Genomic DNA, 20,101 nt, shown 5'->3' with positions numbered 1-20,101 from the left:
TCAGGCAAGACAGACTGCCGCAGATTAGCAAGAAACCTGCCAATCGTCGCCACGCGCGGATCATTCCCGGTCCTGATCGAACCAGGGCCATTCGGCCGGCCCTTCGTGAGTCACGGCGCCGAGCGGTGCCTGCCCAACGAGTTTCGCGTATTTCGCCAGTGCCCCTGCCCTGTGCCGCGGCGGCCGCTGCGACCACGCGCTGCGACGCACCGCGAGCTCGGACTCATCGAGCAGCACGTCGAGCGTGCGCGCCTTCGCATCGATGCGGATCGGATCGCCGTCTTGCACCAGCGCCAGCGGACCGCCGACGAAGGCTTCCGGCGAGACATAGCCGATGCACATGCCGCGGGTGGCGCCGGAGAAGCGGCCGTCGGTGATCAGCGCGACCTTCTCGCCCATGCCCTGGCCATAGATCAGCGCCGTGACGCCGAGCATCTCGCGCATCCCAGGACCGCCGACCGGACCCTCGTTGCGGATGATCAGCACCTCGCCGGCCTGATAGTTGCGTGCGCGCACCGCGGCGACGCAGGCCTCCTCGTCCTCGAACACCCGCGCGCGGCCCTCGAACACCAGGTTCTTGAGGCCGGCAACCTTGATGACGGCGCCGTCGGGCGCGAGGTTGCCCTTGAGGACAGCGACGCCGCCATCCGCCATGATCGGCCTGGCCGGGCTGAACACGATCTCGCCGTCCGGCGCATTGGCCGCGCCATATTCCTCAGCCAGCGTGCGGCCGGTGACCGTGATGCAGGAGCCGTCGATGTGGCCGCTCTCGATCAGCGCGCGGATCACAACGGCGGCGCCGCCGATGTCGTAGACGTCCTTCGCCGTGTACTTGCCGCCCGGCCTGAGATTGCCGATCAGCGGCGTGCTCGCGAAGACCTCGCCGACATCGTCGAGCGTGAAACGGATGCCGGCCTCATTGGCGATCGCCGGCAGATGCAGCGCGGCGTTGGTGGAGCCGCCGGTGGCCGCGACAATGGCCGCCCCGTTCTCCAGCGCCTTGCGGGTGACGATGTCGCGCGGCAGCGGCCCGCCGCGCGCGAGCATCTGCATGATCAGGCGTCCGGCCTGACGCGCGACGTGCGCTCGCTCGGCATAGACGCCGGGAATCATCGAGACGTTGGGCATCGACAGGCCCATCGCCTCCGACAGCATGCCCATGGTGTTGGCGGTGAACTGCCCGGCGCAGGCGCCGATCGTCGGGAGGCAGGTCCGCTCGATGCCTTCGAGCGTCCGTGCATCGATCTCGCCGGTCATGTAGCTGCCGACGGCCTCGTAAGAATCGAGCACCGTGAGCGTCCGGCCCTGGTAGTTGCCGGGCAGCGCGCTGCCGCCATAGATGAAGATCGACGGCACGTTGCAGCGGACCATGCCCATCATGACGCCGGGCAAGGTCTTGTCGCAGCCGCCGAAGCCGATCAGCGCGTCATAGGCGAGGCCATGGACGACGGCCTCGATGGAGTCGGCAATCAGCTCGCGCGAGAACAGAGAGAACTTCATTCCCTCGTGGTTCATGCTGATGCCGTCGGAGACCGAGACGGTGGCGAACTCGCGCGGGGTGCCGCCGGCCTCCGAGATGCCCGTTTTGGCCGCATCGACCTGGAAGTCGTGCGTCATGTTGCAGGGCGTCTGCTCGCCCTTCTGGCTGACGACGCCGATCATCGGCTTGGCGATGTCGGCATCATCCAGCCCCATCGCGCGCATGAAGGCGCGGTGCGGGGCGCGATCGAGCCCCTCCACCGTCACGCGCGATCGCAGCTTCCTCATCGACAAGGCTCCGCGCCGGCCGCCTACTGGATCGGCGCGACGATCGTCGGATGCTTGAACTGGGCGACGTCGAGCTTCGGCAGCATGCCGGTCTCGGCGTAGATGTCGAGCATCTTCTGGATCGCCGGGAAGTTCGGCGCGGCGACCGGGTCGCGGCCGAAATCATTGTCCTTCAGCAGATAGGTGTCGATGACGGCAACCGGCGCCTTCATGACCTCCGACACCACCTTCAAGGTCTCGTCGCGGTTGGCGAGCGCCTTCTTCATGCCCGTCGTGATGTCGCGGACATAGGCCTTCACCAGCTCCGGGTTCTTGTCGACGAAGTCGGCGCGGCAGGCCTCGAGGATGTGCACGATGTTCGGCATCGCCTCGGACAGCGAGAACAGCTTGCGGGTGCCGCCCTTGGCCTCGGCGCGCGCTGCAAAGGGTTGATTCATGTTGACGGCGTCGACGCGGCCCTGGCGCAGCGCATCCTCCGACACCGCGAAGCCGACCTCGACCAGCTTGATGTCCTTGGCGGGATCGAGCCCGGCCTGCTTCAGCAGCATGTTGAACGGCCCTTGCGTGCCGCCACCGATCACGGAAATGCCGACCGTCTTGCCCTTCAGGTCGGCGATCGTCTTGATCGACGAATCGTCCTTGACCGCCCAGTAGACCGAGAAACCGCCCGGCTTCTCATAGACGTGCTGGGCGACGATGTAGGCCTTGAGGCCGCCGCCGACGACGCCGTTCGCCAGCGACAGCGGCGCCTGCGTGGCGCAGTCGAGCGCGCCGGCGGCGAGCGCCTGCGTCATCGGTGCCGTTCCCTGGAACTGGGTCCACTCGATGTTGTAGGTCTTGCCGAGATCCGGAAATTCGGTGGGCCGCTTCATCATCCAGTACTTGGATTCTTCCGCCGGGATGGTCCAGCCGACGCGGATCGTCTGCTGTGCGAATGTCGGCCCCGCGCTCGTCACCAAAGCCATCGCCGCGAGTGCCGCCAGCATCGATCGTTTCCGCATCACGCCCCTCCGCCATTCAAAAAGCAACCTCGCGGAGAATGTTTCATGTCTCAAATATCTGTGCAAGCGCGGAAAACGCCCGCCTTTGCCTGCCCCATGGGCAAGCCCGCCTTGCAGCGCGACAAGGGCGGATCATCGTGAAGTGCCGCGTTCCGTGTGCCGCGGCGCTGTCGACAACGCAAGGTCGCACGCCCCAAGGTGGCGAGAGTGGCCGTTCGACCGACTGGCGTTGCCGCGTCGCACGCGCTAGGGAGAGGCCCCGAATTGACCTTTTGAGGAGTTCTTCGATGTCGATCCAGCGTTTCGAAATTGGCCCGCGCATGAGCCAGGTCGTCGTTCACGGCAATACCGTCTATCTCGCCGGCGTCGTCGCGCAGAAGACGGCCGGTGAAAGCGTCACCAAGCAGACCGAGGAGATTCTCTCGATCATCGACGGCCACCTCGCCAAGGCCGGCACCGACAAGTCGAAGCTGTTGTCGGCGACGATCTACCTCACCGACATCAAGACATTCGGCGAAATGAACGCCGTGTGGGATGGCTGGGTCTCGGCCGGCAACACCCCGGCTCGCGCCACCGTAGAGGCCGGGCTTGCCGCGCCGCAATACACCGTCGAGATCATGGTGATCGCGGCGAAGTAGGCGCTGGGTCGCCGCGCACTAGTCGGTGTCGCGGCGACCAGTGTTGCGATTGAGCGGATCACGCCGCTCGCGCCTGAGCCCTTCCGGAAGCACCGGCTCGGTGCCGGGCAACGGCTCGGCCCGCACGTCGGCGCCCCACTGCTCCTGCTGGCGGGGCGTCGTTTTGTCCTTGACCTGTTGCGGCTGCGGCAGACCGTCCTTGCTGACGGGGTCGTAGGCGCCGGAGCGCAGGTCGCGGGTGTCTCTGCCTGTCATGATCCTTCAACAAGCTCTCTCCAGCATTCGTTCCTGATCGCCGGCATGGAACAGATGCCTTCCTGCCGCCGCAGGACGCCCCTGTCCGCGAGGAGCATAAGTCGCACGTCGCAACATCAGATGAGCGCAGTGGTGGTCGGCGTCGACGCGATGATGATGCGGACGGGCGCTGGCGATGCAGCCACGGTCAGGACTGCGGCCGCAGCGGCGCGCCCTCGCGGATGCCATCGACCTTCACGGCGAGCCGCTTGATCTTGTCGTAAAGCGTCTGCTTCGGAATGCTCAGCAGGGCCGCAGTCGCCGGCACGTCGCCGAGCTTGCGGCGCAACGCATCCTCGATGATCGAGCGCTCGATGTTCTCCAGCTGGCGCGGCAGCGACAGCTCCGAGGCCGCGGCGCCCGAGCGGTCGAGGACCTTGCGGTCGAGCACACCGAGCACGAAGCGGTCGGCGACGTTGCGCAACTCGCGCACGTTGCCCGGCCATGAGTAGCCGAGCAGCAGCGACATGGTCTGCTCGTTCACGATCGGCGCGTCGCGCTCGAACCGCTTGGCGGCCTCGAGGGTGAAGTGCTCGAACAGGATCGGGATATCCTCGCGGCGTTCGCGCAACGGAGGCAGCTCGATGAAGGCGACGCCGAGACGATAATACAGATCGGCGCGGAACAGCTTCTGCTCGCTGAGCTCGAGCAGATTGGCCTTGCTGGCCGCCACCACGCGGCAGTCCACCGCCACAGGCTTGTTGGAGCCGACGCGCTCGACCGAGCGGTCCTGCAACGCCCGCAGCAGCTTCACCTGCACGCTGAGCGGCATGCTCTCGATTTCGTCGAGGAACAGCGTGCCGCCATGGGCATATTCGATCTTGCCGATCCGCTGCTTGGTCGCGCCGGTGAAGGCGCCGGCCTCGTGGCCGAACAATTCGCTCTCAACCAGTGATTCCGGCAGGCCGCCGCAATTCACCGCGACATAGTTGCCGCCGCGCCGGGTGCTGTGGCCGTGCAGGCAACGGGCGACGACGTCCTTGCCGGTGCCGGTCTCGCCATAGATCGTCACGTCGACATTGGTCGAGGCCAGATTGGCGACGAGGCGGCGCACCTCCTGGATCTGCGGCGAGCGCCCGAGCAGGCTCGCCTCGATGCCCTGGCGGTCGGCGAGCGCCGAGCGCAAGGTGCGGACTTCGAGCGTCAGGCGACGCTTGTCGAGGGCGCGGCGCACGACGGAGACGAGCTGCTCCGACGAGCACGGCTTCTCGATGAAGTCATAGGCGCCGTTGCGCATCGCTTCCACGGCCATCGAGATGTCGCCATGACCGGTGACCAGGATGACCGGCAGGTCCGGATCGAGCCGGTGCAGCTCGGACAGCCACTCGGTGCCGCTCTTGCCGCGCAGCCGCACGTCGGAGACCACCACGAACGGCATGTCGGCGCGAACGATCGCGCCCGCGGCTTCGGCGGAGGCGAACGGCGTGACCGGGAGCCCGGCGAGCTGCAGCGCCTGGACGGCGCCGATGCGGACATCCTCGTCGTCCTCGACATAGATCACGCCGACCGGTTGCTCAGGAGTCATGTGGGAACCTCTTCAATCGGCAAGCGGCAGCAGCACGATGAACTCGGCGCCGGACGGCTCAAGATTGCGCGCCCGCAGCTCGCCGCCGAACGACCGCGCGATGTGATTGGCGATGACGAGCCCAAGTCCGAGACCCTTGCCGGCCGGCTTGGTCGTGACGAAGGGCTCGAACAGGCGCGGCAGGACATCGGCGGCGATCGCCGGGCCGCTGTTGGCGATGGCGATGCGGCACTGCCCCTCCTCACGCACGGCGCAGATGTGGATGGACTTCCGCGCGGCGCCCTCGACGGCATCGAGCGCGTTGGCGATGATGTTGCAGAGCAGTTGCTCGAGCCGGATCTGATCGGCCCTGACACGAAGCTCGGGCGCGAGATCGATGGTCACGTCGACATGGCCGTCCTTCACCCGCGCGCCGAGGATCTTGAACGTCTCGGACAGGGCCTGCTCGACCGCGACGGCATCGAGCGGCGCGTTCGATTTGTAGGCGAAAACGCGCAACTGGCCGGTCAGGCGCGCGAGACGGCGGACCATCTCGCCGATGCGGATGAGATTGCCGCGGGCCTCGCCGATCATGCCGCGATCGACGAATTGCACGGCATTGTCGGAAGCGGTCTGCAGCGCCGCCAAGGGCTGGTTGATCTCGTGCACCATGCCGGCCGACATCTGGCCGAGCACGGCAAGCTTGCCGGCATGGACGAGCTCGTCCTGCGCGGCGCGCAGTTCGGCGGTGCGCTCCTGCACCCGCATTTCCAGCCGATCATTGGCGGCCTGCAGCGCGGCCTGGCTCGCCAGCCGCTGCCGGATCTCGCGGCGTCGCTGCGCCAGCAGGCCGAGCGCCAGCAGCGCCACGATGCTGGCGAGACCCGAGAGCGTGCCGATGATCAAGGCCGTCCGCCGGATCGGCGTCTCGTCGTCGAGCAGCAGCAGCTGCCATTGCCGCCCGTTGAGCGGACGCTCGTCGACGCTGTAGACTGCGCCGCGCTCGGTCGCGACCTGGCCGCCGCGATCGGTCCTCTCCATGAAGGTCCAGTCGAGCGGCGCGAGGCTGGAGCTGCCATAGGGCTTCGACGTCGCGATTTCCTCGAGCGCATCCACCGAGAGCGGCGTCAACGGGCGGAAGCGCCATTCCTCGCGCGAGGCGAGAATGGTGACGCCGCGGGCGTCGACCAGAAGCATGTCGGCACCGCGGTTGCGCCATTCGCGCTCGAAGGCATCGAGATTGACCTTGACGACGGCGACGCCGATCGTCCGTCCCTGTTGCTTGACCGCATAGGACAGGTAATAGCCGGCGCGCGCGCTGGTGATGCCGATGCCGAAGAACGCGCCGCGGCCGGTCGCCAGCGCCTGGCGCATATAGGGCCGGTAGGACAGGTTGCTGCCGACCGGCGTTCCCGGCTGATCGAAGTCGGCGGCGGCGATCGCATCACCGGCGACGGTGAGGACATAGAGGTTGTCGGCGCCGGCCAGCAGATTGATCGACTTCAGATGCAGGCTGACGCTCTGCTGCAGCGCGCGATCGTCCGGCGTGCCGAGCAGCCGGAAGACATCGGGCGAGGTCTCCAGCAGCGAGGGCAGATATTCGAAGCGCGAGAGGTAGCCGTCGAGCTGCGCGGCCTCGACCGCCAGCCGCTGCTGGGCCGCGGCGTGCCGCTGATCGAGCCCGCGGGAAAAGGCAATGGCATAGCCGAGCCATGCCGCGACGCCGACCAGCGCAGCCGCCATCACTCCGCGAACGACCAAGCCCGCGCGCCTGCGGACCACCGCGGTGACGTCGGGATGTCGCTCGAGGCCGATCCGGAATGGAAGGTCCGTCATTCCCTTTTCCAGGCCCATCATGTCCAGGCCCATCACGCCCCGGACCCATGTACCGGGCCGGGCCTGCCGTATCCGTAATTGTGCTGCAAGTCTAAGGTCTTGCCGGGCAATAGGCGACAACAAAATCGGCCGGGCCGACGCCCTCGGCGCGCCCGTCAGTGCAGCTTGACGTGCGGCTCGGTGCGGCGGGTGATCAGGCGCGCCAGCGTGTCCAGCGTGACCTTGGCGAGCCCGTGCAGCGCGTATTCGTGCATCTTGTAGAGCGACAGATACATCATCCGCGCGAACAGGCCTTCGAACACCAGATTGCCGCCGACCAGCGCGCCCATCATCGAGCCGACCGTGCTGAACTCGCCAAGCGACACCAGGGAGCCGAAATCGTGATAGCGGTAGTCCGCCAGCGGCTCGCCCCTGACGAAGCGCGGAATCTGCTTGTAGAGGTGCGAGGCCTGCTGATGCGCGGCCTGCGCCCGCGGGGGCACGTTGCCGCGCTCGCCCCAGGAGCAGGCCGAGCAGTCGCCAATGGCGAAGACGCGCTCGTCGCGCGTGGTCTGCAGGGTCTGCCTGACCACGAGCTGGTTGATGCGGTTGGTTTCCAGCCCCGCGATGTCCTTCAGGAAGTCGGGCGCCTTGACGCCCGCGGCCCAGACGATCAGCTCGGCCGGGATGACGCGGCCGTCGGCGAGGCTCACCTTGTCAGGCCCGACCTCGGCGACCTTGGCGCCGACGAGCACCTCGACGCCGAGCTTTGCGAGCAGCTTTTCGGTCTCGCGCGAAACCCGCTCAGGCAACGCCGGCAACACCCGGCCCGCGGCTTCGATCAGCGTGATCCTGATGTCCTTCTCGGCGTCGACCTGGTCGAGACCATAGGCCACCACCTCGCGGGTCGTGCGATGCAGTTCCGCGGCCAGCTCGACGCCGGTCGCGCCGGCGCCGATGATCGCGACCTTCAGCTGGTGCGGCGCGATCGGCGAGGACTGCGAATGGACGCGGATGCAGGCGTTGACCATGCGCTCGTGGAAGCGCCGGGCGTCGTGCTGCGATTCCAGCTTGATCGCATGATCGACCACGCCGGGCGTGCCGAAATCATTGTTCTGGCTGCCGATGGCGATGACGAGCACGTCATAGGGGATGGTCCGCCGCGGCGTGACCTCGCGCCCCTCCGCATCGAGATAGGGCGCCACCAGCACCTCGCGCTTGTCGCGGTCGAGGCCGATCATGTCGCCGATGCGGTAGTGGAAGCCGTGCCAATAGGCCTGGGCGAGATAGTCGACCTCATGGGCCGAGAGGTCCATGCTGCCCGCGGCGATCTCGTGCAGCTTCGGCTTCCAGACATGGGTGCGGTTGCGCTCGACCAGGGTGACGTCGAGCTTGCCCCTGCGGCCGTATCTGTCTCCGAGCCGGGTCGCGAGCTCCAAGCCGCCGGCGCCGCCGCCGACGATCACGATGCGAGGGACACCAGGCTGCGCAACGGCCATCATCGAACCTCTCCAAGGGTGACCGCGGCGCGACGGCATGACTCCGATGTCACGCCGGTGACGTCGTCCCTCCGGCACCGCCGCCCCAGCCAGCGCGACCATGTTCACGATACGCCGTATCGTCGCAATGGTCAGACCATGCCGACCTTGCGGCACCAGGCGGGATGCCTCCACGGCGAGCCCCTGCCCGCCGCTACCTTAGCAGATTATCCGAGATGTTGGCGGCATCGCGATTGGGCATGGCCGCGGCCGGCGCCACCGGCGCTGGAATGCGACGGCAGCGCCCCCACGACCGCAGGCCTATCCCGTCGTGACCGCGACTTCGACGTCGGCCGGGTCGATATCGCGATCGAGCGCGATGCGCAGCTTGTCGCGATCGAGCTCGCCTTCCCACCACGCCACGATCACGCAGGCGACGCCGTTGCCGCACAGATTGGTCAGTGCGCGGCACTCGCTCATGAACTTGTCGATGCCGAGCACGATCGCCATGCCGGGAACGAGCTCCGGCCGCACGGCCGCCAGCGTTCCGGCCAGGGTGATGAAGCCGGCGCCGGTGATGCCCGAGGCGCCCTTCGAGGTCAGCATCGCGACCAGCAGGATCGTGATCTGCTCACCGAAGGACAGGTGAACGTTCATCGCCTGCGCAATGAACAGCGTCGCCAGCGTCATGTAGATGTTGGTGCCGTCGAGATTGAACGAGTAGCCGGTCGGAACCACCAGGCCGACGACCGGCTTGGAGCAGCCGAGGCGTTCAAGCTTCTCCATCATCTGCGGCAGCGCGCTCTCGGACGACGAGGTGCCGAGCACGATCAGCAGCTCGTCCTTGATGTATTTGAGGAACTTGAAGATCGAGAACCCGGCAATGCGGGCGATGATGCCGAGCACGACCACGACGAAAGTGAGCGCGGTGAGATAGAAGGTCGCGATCAGGCCGGCGAGGTTGCCGAGCGCCTGCGGCCCGTAGCGGCCGATGGTGAAGGCCATGGCGCCGAAGGCGCCGATCGGAGCGGCCTTCACCACGAGGGCGATGACGCCGAAGATCGCGTGCGCGGCGTCGTCGATGAACGCGCGCATCGTATGGCCGCGCTCACCGAGCGTCATCAGCGAAATGCCGAACAAAATCGAGAACAGCAGCACCTGCAGGATCTCGCCCTGCGCGAACGCTCCCACCACCGTGTCCGGGATGATGTGGAGCACGAAGTCGACCGACTTCATCTCGCTCGCCTGCTTGGCGTAGTTGGCGACGGCGGCGGCGTTGCTGCTCTGGCCCTGGAAGCCTGCCCCGGGCTGAATGAAATTGCCGACGATGAGCCCGAGCGCGAGCGCGAAGGTCGAGACGATCTCGAAATAGATCAGCGCCTTGACGGCGACGCGGCCGACCTTCTTCACCTCGGAGACATGCGCGATGCCCGACACGACGGTGCAGAAGATGACCGGCGCGATCACCATCTTGATCAGCTTGACGAAGCCGTCGCCCAGCGCCTTGATCCATTCGTTCCTGCCGAGCTCGGGCCAGAGCCAGCCGACGATGACACCGAGCACGATCGCGAACAGGACCTGCACATAGAGGACCCGGTAGAACGGTTTCTGCGGCGCCGCGGCCGCTGTGGTGGTTGCAGACATCGAATCTTCTCTCCCTGATCTCACTCGGTCTATCTCTCTGGTCTGCCTATGACCCGCTTCCGCGCCGGCTCCATTGCGTGCCGGGGCAACGTCGTGCGTCTGGACGCGGGCCTCGCCGGGGGCGGACCCGAGAAGCTCGCACAGGCGGGATCGCCTGTCGCCGGGTCTCAGGTCAGGAATGAGCTGTGGGCTGGCATCCGGACGTCCCCTCGCATCTGTTGTTCTGGAGCTGGCGCTCGTTTGGCGGCTCAGTAAGCAGCAATCGTGCCAGCGGAGCGGTGCCACATGAGGCGCCTGCATGTCCTTCAGTTTGCTACGATTTGTGAACCATCACGCGGCGCGCGACCAAGCCACAGCCCGCGACTTGTCTGGACTTCCGGAAATTTGCCGTCGCAGGCGTCCGAAACATCGGACGCGCCGGCGACATGGTTCCCACCGGCAATATCCATCCCTGCCCGTCGCGCTCGACCTGGCTGGGGCGGAGGGATCGAACCTCCGAATGGCGGAATCAAAAGTTGCGCGGTCCGCTATACAAATCAACGCGCATTCTGAAACACAGAGAGAAACCGACCCTGGGAATTCCAATAGGTTACATCGCTATTCGGAACGCGAGCCGGCCTACGGACTGCCAAATCGGTCTCGAACCACTTCCCGGGTTGCGGGCGCGTCAGGGCAAGCGTCAAGAACAGGGCGAATGACCAATGAGCCATCATTGGCTATTCTCGCGCCTTGATCGCAAACGCGAGGCGCCCGCGGCGCCCGTCGCATCCGAGTGTTGAACTCGGCTATTGGCTTCGCCAGAAGTTGCCGCGGCTGCAGAGTAGATGATGGCCAATTCCATGGGCGGCTAGCGAGCCCAGGGCGGCTTTGGAATCTGAGCGATCGGAGTTAACTATCAGCGCGCCAATCGAACACCGGGCTGGTCGCCGTCGATGAATTGCACGCCTCCCGCCTCCAGGGCGCGCCTGACGGCCGCCAAATTGTTGATTGACGGGATCCGGCCGCCTTTTTCGAAATCGCGAATGGTACTGTCACTCAAATTGGACCGAGCAGCCAATTCAGCCTGAGACCAGTCGAGCAGACCACGAGCTGCCCGAGATCGATCGGGAGTCATCAAACAGCCATTTCATGGGACGCATCGATCGCCGGCTCGGAAAATTCCTCCATGCGGCGGTTGGCCAACTGCGAGCAAGGAAGTCGTTGCCGGGATGGAGACCTGCTCGGCCAGCCCAACGCCGGATGCGGTCAACCTACCTTGCTCATGACGTTGACCAGATCGGCATCGGCAGGCGCGTCGGCAGGAACCAGGGTCGGAGAGGTCGCACGTTGTGGCCGCACGGACTGAGCCGTGGCGACAACGCTCGAGCGGCCGACGATGATGTGGGCGGTGATGACAGCCGGAACGCCGAGCCCGAACGCAATGTGGACCGTGCTGATCCAGGGCCGAAGCGCTTCGGATCCGACGTAGTAGAGCCCGAACGCCGTCGCGATGAGCAGACCATACATCGCGAGGCTGACGATACCGGTCGCTCGATTCTTCCCGGCACGCCACGCGCGCTGGACGTGCAGGGGACCGAGCGCTCCAAGCAGCAACAGCGTCACCATCGCGGATCCGCCATGCATGCTCAGCAGGAACGCGGCGGCCTGCTGCCACATCTCGCTGTCCAGCTCCGTGCGGGTCTTCATCTGGTCGGCATAGATCCACAGCGCGCCGCTGGCGAACAAGAGCCCGAGAATTCCGTAGAGGGCGAACCGAAACAAGCCTTTAAGCCGCATGCTGGTGAACTCCTTGCCAGTCCGGTGTCGTATGAATGTCGCCGTTCGCCGCAATCAGCATGGCGCTCGCCTGGAAGCGCGCCAATGACGCCGCGGACTGCTCGCCGGCGACCATGACGACCTTGGTCAGCGCGTCGGCAACCATGCAGGTTGGCGCGCTCACGGTGGCGCCGTGGGCCGCCCCTGTGGGCAGCCGGGTCGAAGGCGTGACGACCGCTGTATCCATTGTTTCCGTCGATCGAAACGGGTCGAAGCGGCGCGCCGACGACGCGAGCGCCCCATTGCTTACTTCGACCTGGCACAAAAGCCTGTCCGGGAAACGCGGGTCGCGAATGTGGACGATGCGGGCATCGGGCCCGAAGGCGGCGAGGTCCCCACCTGCATTGACCATTGCGGAGCGCACGCCGCGGCTCTGCAACGCCGCGATCGCGCGGTCCACGGCGAACCCCTTGGCGATGCCGCCGAGATCGATCTTGACGGCGGAATCGCGGAAACGGACGCGGTCGTCGGCGAGCAACTCGATCGCAGTCGACTGCGGGACATCCGCTTGCGCCGTCGAGCCCACAGACGGCCTTGCCGCGCCGGCGACGGCAACGTCGAAGGCGCCGTCGGAGTGATGGGTCACATCGAGCGCCATCTTCAGCACGGCGTAGGTCCAGGAATGCACCTTCACGACGCCGCTCGATGCCGCGCGGTTCAGCCGCGACACGTCGCTGTCGGGATCGTGGAAACTCATCAGCCGATGCACGTCGGTCACCGCGGAAAACGCCGCTTCAACGGCGTTCTCCGCATCGCAGCGGCGTGCATCCGTGACGTCGATCTCGACGAATGTCCCGAGCAGAGCCCGTGCTCGTCGAAGGCTAGCGGAAGTGGCTGGCATGATACGACAGCACCTTCTTAACGCCCTCGGTCAAATGGGTCGAGGACAGCGTAGCGCCCGAGATGTTGCGAATGTCGGAGTTGATGCGAAGCTCGTTCTGACTGCTCTTGCCGACGAACTGACCGAGCCAGCTGGCATCGTGCACCTCGCCGCCATAGGATTCGCGATAGTTCAGAATGTCGACGCGACGCACCCGCCCGTCGGGTCCGACGGCAACCGTGTAGTCGATCAGGAGGTGCTTGCCGACGACGTGATCGTAATAGAAGTAGCCGCCATTGCTCGCCTTCCATACCCTGCCCGGCTGGACTTCGGAAAAGCTGGCTCCCGGAAAAGCGGCCTTCTGCGCCTCTTCGACGCTCATGTACTGAATGGCATGGGCCGGTGCGGCGATCGACATGACGGCCACTGCGGGCGCCGTCCATTTCAACCAATCGCTCATCTCGTCCACCTCAACTTTGTTTCCATGGTACGCCCTCCCTCGCCGAACGCATTTTCGTCTTCTCAGGGCATCGATCGCTGTCAACCTCTCCTGCGAAGCCGTCTAAGCCGCAGCAGCGACGCTCCGAACCATCCAGTTCAGTGCGACGATGAACCCGAGCGATCGATCACACTTTGCCTCGGCAACAGCCCTACCCGTTCGCGGGTCTGCCTCCGTCCTTGCGACGTTCGCAACCACGCGCGCTGCAAATGGCTCCGAATGTCAGTCGAGAGAGTAGTGTTTCGATTGCGGCGAATTGCCGCGTCGATGTTGGCGATTTGCCGGAGCGGCTGGGGAATAACAATGTTGCTGCAGATCGCCACATCGCGGGGACCGCGCTCGCGCAGCTTGCGGCACGCGAGCCTGACATTTCAAAGTCATGCAAAGACGTTTGCAGCCGTTTAGATCGATTCAAAATGCGTAATCCCATCTTCGAACAGGAGCTGGAAAGCGCGTCGCGTTTGGCAGGCGATCGTCCTTCGCGGCGGTAAGGCGGCCGCGCAAGAGCATCGCTGCGCACAAACGAAGGTCGGCGCCGCAGATGTGGCGCCGACCCTGTGAACGGCATGGCAGAAGACCGCTGCCGCAACTACCACGGCATCTGGTTCATTGCCTCCCACGGATTGCCGCCATAGGGCGAGGGCACGACCTTGATCTTCGCCATCATGCCCCCGTCCTCATGTTCGAGAATATGGCAGTGATAGACGAACTCGCCGACCTGTGAGAACGGGATATCAACCACCACGGGCTTCGACGTGCACTGCCCGTTCCGCCACTGCTCGATGCTGCAGACCCCGCTCTGGGATTCCATTACTTCCGGGACGTTCGGAGTCGCGACGCCGAGCGGGACGTTGTCCTGCAGCATGCCCCCGCCGATGCTCCTGTTCAGCGATACCGACAGCGGCGTGTTCTCTCCCGCCTTGCTGTTGACGGTCCGGAAGCGCGTCTGGTGAATGTGGAAGTTGTGATTTTCCGTCGACAGCTGCACCAGCTCCCAGGTCTCGTGGACGGGGCGCTGTCCCGGCGCGAGCGGCAGACAGACGATGTTCTGCGACGGGTCGAACTGGCTCACCGGGAGCTGGGTGCCGGGCACCGGGTTGCCGTTCTGATCGACCTCCTCATAGCCGAGACCGAAGGTGCCGTCGTCGGTCAGGTCGGCGATGCCGAAGAAGATCCGGCGGCGATGCCCCGCCGGCAGCGGACGGCAGCCGGCACGCAGCGGCGCGGCGTTCGCGTACGGCACCTTGGCATCGAGGATGCCCGACGGCTGCATGGTCGCCAAGGCGTCTCCCCTGATGTCCATGGCGTAGGCGATGTGATTGCGCCAACCGCGCTGGTGGAAGTGCACCTTGGCGAGATCGACCGCCGGCCACTGATCGCCGCTACCCATCGTCAATCCGGCCATCTTGAAGGTCGCGGAGGCGGACCGCCCAAGGCTGGCGATGGCACCTGTCGCGGGATCGCGATAGGTGACGAACACCTCGGTGCGCGAGCTCGGCATCATGACCATCTGGGTGACGCAGACCGGCTTCGAATGAAAGCCCGACGTTGGCGACGGCGGACAGGGAACGACCCTGAAGCGGGCGCCGCCGAGACGAACCATGGTGTCCATCGTCGTATCCTGCGGCAGGTTCACGCTCACGCCGTCGACCGAGATCAGCTGCATGACCATCGGCTTCTGCGTCTCGTCATCGGTCAGCTGAAGATTGTAGGACAGGCTGCCGGACGCATTGGTGAGCCGCCAGACCTCGCCATCGGGATCGGTGACCTTGATCTTCGGGAACGTCTGGCCGTTGACCGTGAAGAACCATTTGCCGCCGGAGAAGTTGGAGCCGCCATCGGCCGACAGATCGACGCCCGGGCACGCCCCCTCACGCACTTCGGAGCTGTCTGCCGGAAACTGGGCGCAGAAGCCCGGATCCTGCTGGTTGATCACCTCGCCGGGCTGGACGTCCACCGGACCGCTGTCGAACTGCACCGGGCCGCCGGGCGCGACCTGAAGATCCTTCAGGATCAGATGGCGCACGCTCGCGTCCGGAAACGGCGAATGCCTGGCATCGCCATGCGCATAGTCCGAGACCTCGCCGACCGAGATGATGCCCGCCAGGCCTTGCGAGACCTGGTTGAGCGAAATGCCATGAATGTGCGGGTGAAACCAGAACTGGCCCGACGGGTGGTTGCGCGGAATCTCGATGCGGTAATCCGCGGAGTCCATCTTGTTGGAGCCGTGCTGATGGGTGGTCTGCGGCACCGGCATGCCGTTGGCCGAGTTGAAGATCTGAACGAAGACGTAGTCCCCGAACGTCTGGTCGGTCAGCGTCGGCGCGCGCGGCTCGACGATCAGCCCATGGGTATGCAGGTTGGTCGGATTGCGAAACAAATTGGCCTGGCCGGGATCGGTGTTGTGATTCACCTTGGCTGGGTCGAGCTGCGGCAGCTGGTTCACCAGCCTGATCTTCAGCGTATCCCCCTTCTGCAGCGCCAGTCGCACGCCACCATAATCCGCCACCGCGGCGCCGGCAGGACATTTGTCGCCTGAGGCCGGCCGCCGACAGATCTCGTAGACCCAGCCGGTCGGGTTCATCGGCGAGCCCCCAGGGGGCTCATAGGTGATCGTCGAGATCGGCTTGGGGCGCGCGATCATCAGCAGATCGAGCACGCCATGCCAACTCCTGAACACCGTCGGCTCGGCCAGATCGTGGGCCTGCGCCGCAGGACCCGCAACGGTCAAACCGGCCAACATCGCGGCCGCCGACGTCAGTAATCGCAGAGTTGGCTTGCGCACACGCCCAACTAACATGCCTGATCCCCATCTGGCTCGAGATACACCGGTAGGAACGATCGCCGTCCCCGGGATGCGGAATTCGAATGAGCAGTCCGAACTCATCAGCCGATCTGCCGCATCGTCCCCTCGGCCTTCGTCGCCATGTCGGGTGGCTCCTTTGTGACGTTTTCTTTCGCTTTGTGAGAATTGCCGACCGGCGTTTAAGAATCGATCTAACTACACGTCCAGACGCCTGCGTTGTGCGCGTGGCGGACAGCAGCGACACAAAAACGACAACCAGCTCTCGTAGCTCGCCATGAAGCTCATGAGATCGTGTCGGACGCGAACGCTGCCGGACATGTTTGTGAGTGCCCCGCTCCGAGGAGACCGAACGATGCTGCTTGCTGTTGTTCTCGCATGGGCCTGCAACGTAACCGGCATGGCCTGTGGAGCACCGACCACCGAGATCATCCAGAAGGCCTATGAGCAGGAGGCGCCGTCATCCGGCGTCCGCCACGACAAGGGCCTCAAGATCGTCGAGGCGACCTGCGACAAGGGCGACGTGGGCGGGCGTTTCCTGTGCCAGGTCTCTTTCGTATCGGAGGACGACCCCGACAAGCGCCTGTATTTCGACATCGTCTCCGCGGCTCTCACGGACAAGGGATGGGTGCTGACGAGCGGATTGTGCAAGCGCTGAGCGCCATCGACCGAGAGCCGCATCGCTTTTGTCGGTGCGGCCTGCCGGCGCCTATCGTCACGCTTCGATCCAGATCGGATCCATCCTTACAATTGACGGCGTCCCGAGCGTTGGCGTTGATGCATCCGGAGCAGCCTCGACTCGGGCGACAGAAAGGGCGGCCCTGCTTGAGCCAGCGGAGGCGCCGTGGGGGTTGACGGCATCTGGGCAAAGCTTTCGCTAGCTGAATTCGTCGGCTGGGCCGGCGCCTGCGCCGGCAGCAGCGTGAGAACGGTGACGTCCTCGCCCCGTTGCAGCGTGACCGATCTCGCCTCGACGAGACGCAGCGTCCACCCCTGATAGTCCGCGCCGGTTCTGATCCGCAACGGCGTCTTGCTGCTCGTATCGACGAACACCGCAAGGCCGCGGTCCCCGTTCACGACGGTGCCGACGAGCGCGAGTTGCGGCCGTTCCGGTGCGGGCGGCTCCTGCACCACCGGAGCCTCCACGACGGCCGGCAGCGGAGCCTCCGTCGGCGGAGGGCGGCGAGACGGCGAAAATAGCGGGCGCTCGCGCGTCGCCGACAATTGCTCGAGCGGAATGCCCCATAATGGGTTGCCGGTTCGCGATGGCGTTCGCTGCGCGATGGACGGGCCTTGCGCCGATCCGCTCGGCTGTTCGGCGGAGACCGCTCCCGAGACGTCCAGACCGGCCGAATGGGCGATGCCGAACGCCGACGCCACCGCCAGAACGCTGCAACAGCCGATCATGCAAAGCTTGGCGCGACTGCTCATTGCAGGCCCTGCCACTGTCCGGAGACCGTCATCAGCACGCGCAGCTTGCCGCTGGAGGACGCCGCGGGGCCGTTCCCCTCGACGACCAGCTCGTCGACGAACAGACAGGGCATGCCGGCCTCCAGATCGTAGAGGATCGACTGCAGATCGGACTGACCGGCCTCGAAGCTCGCGCTCCCGCTGATATGACCGTCCTTGGCGCGGGGGCCCTGCACATCGAGCTGCGACGACGACACGCTGCCGCCATGACGCGTCACCACGTCGCCAAGGCGCTGCAGCAGCGCTGCTCCTGCCACGGTCACGGTCGGTCCTTCGAGAAAGGCCGATCCCGTCATGCCGGCATCGCCGTTGCCGGCCTGACGCGCGGCCGCCATGCTGTGGGCGTCCAGCAGGTGGAGTGTATCGGCGAGCGAGGTCACTTCGCTGCGCTGATCGATCATGCTCTTGATCGACAGCACCGTGACCGAGATCAGCACGATCAGCAGTCCCGCATAGGCGGCGGCGGCGATCGAGGGCGATGCGGAATTGTCCGTGACGAGCTTTGCGACGCTCATGTGCCAAGTCCAAAATGGGGCTTGATGCCCGCTTCGATATGGAACCGTTGTCCGGGATCCTCAGCCGAACGCGTGGTCGGCGCGAAGAAGGTCGCGCGCGTGAAGTGCGCCGACTGCTCGATCAATTTGACCAGTGCCGGCGCATCCTGGGTCATTCCGACGATTTGCAGTCTGTCTTTCTCGATCCGCAGCTCGGTCACATACGTGTTGTCGGGCAGTATCCGGGACAGCGCCTCCATCAGCACGACCGCCGCGGGGCTTTCCTGCTTGCGTCGCATCAGGCCTCGCAGCGCGGCGTTGTCGGTGCCCTGCAGATCGAGGCGCAGCGCTGCGCGCCGCTCGGATATCCTCCGCGTGAGCTGGCCTTGCTGCTCGTCCAGCCTCTCGCCCAGCAGGCTCCCCGCCGCGAAAGACAGCGCCGCTGAGATTGCGGCGACGATCAACAGAGCGGCCAGGACCCGACTGACACGGCCGACATCGAGCGATCCCCCCAGGCGCTGCTCGGTCAACCTCGTTGCATTGGTTGCGGTGAGCCGGTCGTCGACCGGCATCGGCGCCGTCTCAGGCGCAGCAAACAGGATGATCGATCCAGCCCGCCAGGACTCGGCGAGGCGAATGAGAGATTCCAGCTTCGGCCTTGGCGCGGCGATCACGGTTGTTTGGATGCGCTCACTCGATATCTCGACCGGCGCAGTCCTGCCGAACACGGCCTCATGCGCCGACCACGGCGTCAACCGGTCGAGCTGCGAGCGGACCATGGCATCGAGAAACTCGACGGCGCGCTTGGGCAGATCCAGCGGCCGCCAGAGAAAACGGTCCGGCCTCAGCACGACTTCGATCCGGCTGCCGTGAACGGCCGCCTTCCAGCTCTCCGGAGGCGCGGGCAGGCTCGCGTCGCCGTCCGGCAGGAGAATGCGACAATCGGGCGGGACGGATCGCCCGGGTCGCGCGAGCATCCGCATGATGAAGACGTTCCGTTCAATCTCGATCAGCCGGACAGACGGCTTGATGGTGAGCCGGCCTATCGCGGCCACCACGGCTTCGGCGACGGAGCCGATCCAGGCCGCCAGTTCGCGGCGCACGCGCGTCGACATCGTCATCTCGGCGCCTTTCCTGTTGGCCGAAGCATCCCCGGAGTGTTGACATCATCGCGCCACGCCAGGACGCGGTAAGGATCCTCACCATCGCCCAGCAGGATGACCGCTTCCGTTGCGGCCCTGCGACCGCCGTCAAAGCCGATCGTGACCCACACGCGGACGGCATCGGCGACCTCCAAGGTCGCTCCGGCGCGCGCCGGCCCCAGCGCCGCGTTGAGCGACCTGACGTCGCGGCGCAGGCCGGCCCGCTGATCGAGGAAGCTCTTCAACTGCTCCTGGGTCATCCCGGGAAGCGCGGCCACCACCTCGGGGGCGGCCTCCAGCGCGTCGATCTCGCGCCGGCCGCTGAAGACGGTGACGAAGGACATGGCTTTGTCGACCAGCGGCGGCGGCAGGTTGAGCACCAGCCGAAGCTCCTCGACGTTTGCGAACGGCGCGGAGCGAGGCATGTAATCCGCGCCGGCCGTGCGGTAGAGATCGCGCTCCGCATCCGCAACGTTGTCGGCCGGCGGCGTTCGCCAGCCGACGATCCGCTCGGCATACTCGCCGGCCTTGTCCGCGCGCGCGCCGAGAACCTCGAACAGGTTCGCCAGCATCTGCCTGGACGCCTGATTGAGATCGATTCGGGCGGCTTCCGACCGGAACGCGACCGAGACCTGCGCATGATCGAGCCGGAACGAAAATGCCCCGGCCGCGGGACGCTGCGGCTTCGGCGATGCGGACAATCTGTAGGCCGCAACCTCAAGGCCTGCCGAGGCCAGCGCCGCCGATCGCAGGCGAGCATCATCGAGCGACAGGCGTTGAGAGGTGCTGACGAGATAGACGGACAAGGCGCCTGCCAGTCCAGCCAGCGAAACCAGGAGCCACAGCACCGCAATGAGCACGAACCCACCTTCCCGATCATCGGGATCCGGATCTCGCGGGTGCTTCTGTCGCCACAT

18 protein-coding genes are annotated in these 20,101 nt (G+C 65.6%); 2 read left to right on the top strand and 16 right to left on the bottom strand.

Going from position 1 to position 20,101, the window contains the following annotated elements; all coding sequences use genetic code 11:
* Nucleotides 1-60 precede the first annotated feature (60 nt).
* Nucleotides 61-1,767, bottom strand: a complete 1,707-nt coding sequence (ilvD, locus tag QX041_RS00955) for a dihydroxy-acid dehydratase (protein ID WP_316164296.1) — start codon at nucleotides 1,765-1,767, stop codon at nucleotides 61-63.
* Between the two features lie 23 nt (nucleotides 1,768-1,790).
* Complete coding sequence (locus QX041_RS00950; RefSeq protein ID WP_316164295.1) at nucleotides 1,791-2,768, bottom strand: ABC transporter substrate-binding protein; 978 nt, start codon at nucleotides 2,766-2,768, stop codon at nucleotides 1,791-1,793.
* Between the two features lie 287 nt (nucleotides 2,769-3,055).
* On the opposite strand from QX041_RS00950, the gene QX041_RS00945 reads away from it, so the two are divergent.
* The gene (locus tag QX041_RS00945; protein WP_315715601.1) at nucleotides 3,056-3,406 is read left to right on the top strand and encodes a RidA family protein; all 351 of its coding nucleotides are present in this window, start codon (nucleotides 3,056-3,058) and stop codon (nucleotides 3,404-3,406) included.
* 18 nt (nucleotides 3,407-3,424) lie between these two features.
* On the opposite strand, the gene QX041_RS00940 is transcribed toward QX041_RS00945, so the two are convergent.
* The 10 genes from QX041_RS00940 to QX041_RS00895 all read right to left on the bottom strand — a co-directional run bounded on the left by QX041_RS00940 (nucleotide 3,425) and on the right by QX041_RS00895 (nucleotide 15,859).
* Nucleotides 3,425-3,661 carry a hypothetical protein gene (locus tag QX041_RS00940; protein WP_315715600.1) on the bottom strand — a complete coding sequence of 79 codons (237 nt, stop codon included), beginning with the start codon at nucleotides 3,659-3,661 and terminating at the stop codon, nucleotides 3,425-3,427.
* Nucleotides 3,662-3,848: 187 nt separating this feature from the next.
* Complete coding sequence (locus QX041_RS00935) at nucleotides 3,849-5,225, bottom strand: sigma-54 dependent transcriptional regulator (protein WP_316164294.1); 1,377 nt, start codon at nucleotides 5,223-5,225, stop codon at nucleotides 3,849-3,851.
* A 12-nt stretch (nucleotides 5,226-5,237) separates the two neighbouring features.
* A complete protein-coding gene (locus QX041_RS00930; RefSeq protein WP_315752012.1) occupies nucleotides 5,238-7,040 on the bottom strand; it encodes an ATP-binding protein in 1,803 nt (600 codons plus the stop codon).
* 155 nt (nucleotides 7,041-7,195) lie between these two features.
* On the bottom strand, nucleotides 7,196-8,518 hold the full coding sequence (locus QX041_RS00925; protein WP_315715806.1) for an NAD(P)/FAD-dependent oxidoreductase: 1,323 nt from the start codon (nucleotides 8,516-8,518) through the stop codon (nucleotides 7,196-7,198).
* 300 nt (nucleotides 8,519-8,818) lie between these two features.
* Complete coding sequence (locus QX041_RS00920; RefSeq protein WP_315715597.1) at nucleotides 8,819-10,141, bottom strand: dicarboxylate/amino acid:cation symporter; 1,323 nt, start codon at nucleotides 10,139-10,141, stop codon at nucleotides 8,819-8,821.
* A gap of 895 nt (nucleotides 10,142-11,036) precedes the next feature.
* Entirely contained in the window at nucleotides 11,037-11,255 is a 219-nt protein-coding gene (locus tag QX041_RS00915) for a helix-turn-helix transcriptional regulator (RefSeq protein WP_315752144.1), read from the bottom strand.
* Nucleotides 11,256-11,386: 131 nt separating this feature from the next.
* The gene (locus QX041_RS00910; RefSeq protein WP_316164293.1) at nucleotides 11,387-11,917 is read right to left on the bottom strand and encodes a hypothetical protein; all 531 of its coding nucleotides are present in this window, start codon (nucleotides 11,915-11,917) and stop codon (nucleotides 11,387-11,389) included.
* Complete coding sequence (locus tag QX041_RS00905) at nucleotides 11,907-12,797, bottom strand: FAD:protein FMN transferase (RefSeq protein WP_315828122.1); 891 nt, start codon at nucleotides 12,795-12,797, stop codon at nucleotides 11,907-11,909. The genes QX041_RS00910 and QX041_RS00905 overlap by 11 nt, the downstream gene beginning before the upstream one ends.
* Entirely contained in the window at nucleotides 12,778-13,236 is a 459-nt protein-coding gene (locus QX041_RS00900) for an FMN-binding protein (RefSeq protein ID WP_315715594.1), read from the bottom strand. Before QX041_RS00900 ends, QX041_RS00905 begins: the two co-directional genes overlap by 20 nt.
* Nucleotides 13,237-13,864: 628 nt before the next feature.
* On the bottom strand, nucleotides 13,865-15,859 hold the full coding sequence (locus QX041_RS00895) for a multicopper oxidase domain-containing protein (RefSeq protein WP_316164823.1): 1,995 nt from the start codon (nucleotides 15,857-15,859) through the stop codon (nucleotides 13,865-13,867).
* A 574-nt stretch (nucleotides 15,860-16,433) separates the two neighbouring features.
* Here QX041_RS00895 and QX041_RS00890 point away from each other — a divergent pair.
* On the top strand, nucleotides 16,434-16,736 hold the full coding sequence (locus QX041_RS00890; protein WP_315715593.1) for a hypothetical protein: 303 nt from the start codon (nucleotides 16,434-16,436) through the stop codon (nucleotides 16,734-16,736).
* An 86-nt stretch (nucleotides 16,737-16,822) separates the two neighbouring features.
* Here the strand turns inward: QX041_RS00890 and QX041_RS00885 are convergent, their stop codons facing one another.
* The 4 genes from QX041_RS00885 to QX041_RS00870 are packed head-to-tail and all read right to left on the bottom strand — an operon-like array spanning nucleotide 16,823 to nucleotide 20,101.
* Entirely contained in the window at nucleotides 16,823-17,485 is a 663-nt protein-coding gene (locus tag QX041_RS00885; protein ID WP_316164292.1) for a hypothetical protein, read from the bottom strand.
* Nucleotides 17,486-17,505: 20 nt separating this feature from the next.
* On the bottom strand, nucleotides 17,506-18,063 hold the full coding sequence (gspM, locus tag QX041_RS00880) for a type II secretion system protein GspM (protein ID WP_315828119.1): 558 nt from the start codon (nucleotides 18,061-18,063) through the stop codon (nucleotides 17,506-17,508).
* Nucleotides 18,060-19,157 (bottom strand): PilN domain-containing protein, encoded by a 1,098-nt coding sequence (locus QX041_RS00875; protein ID WP_316164291.1) that lies wholly within the window; start codon nucleotides 19,155-19,157, stop codon nucleotides 18,060-18,062. The genes gspM and QX041_RS00875 overlap by 4 nt, the downstream gene beginning before the upstream one ends.
* A gap of 2 nt (nucleotides 19,158-19,159) precedes the next feature.
* Nucleotides 19,160-20,101, bottom strand: a complete 942-nt coding sequence (locus tag QX041_RS00870) for a type II secretion system protein GspK (RefSeq protein WP_316164822.1) — start codon at nucleotides 20,099-20,101, stop codon at nucleotides 19,160-19,162.

The sequence above is a fragment of the Bradyrhizobium sp. SZCCHNRI2009 genome, assembly GCF_032485115.1.
Taxonomy (GTDB): Bacteria; Pseudomonadota; Alphaproteobacteria; order Rhizobiales; family Xanthobacteraceae; genus Bradyrhizobium.
Note: the sequence above shows the minus strand (reverse complement) of the source record. Positions and strands in the feature narration are given on the sequence as shown.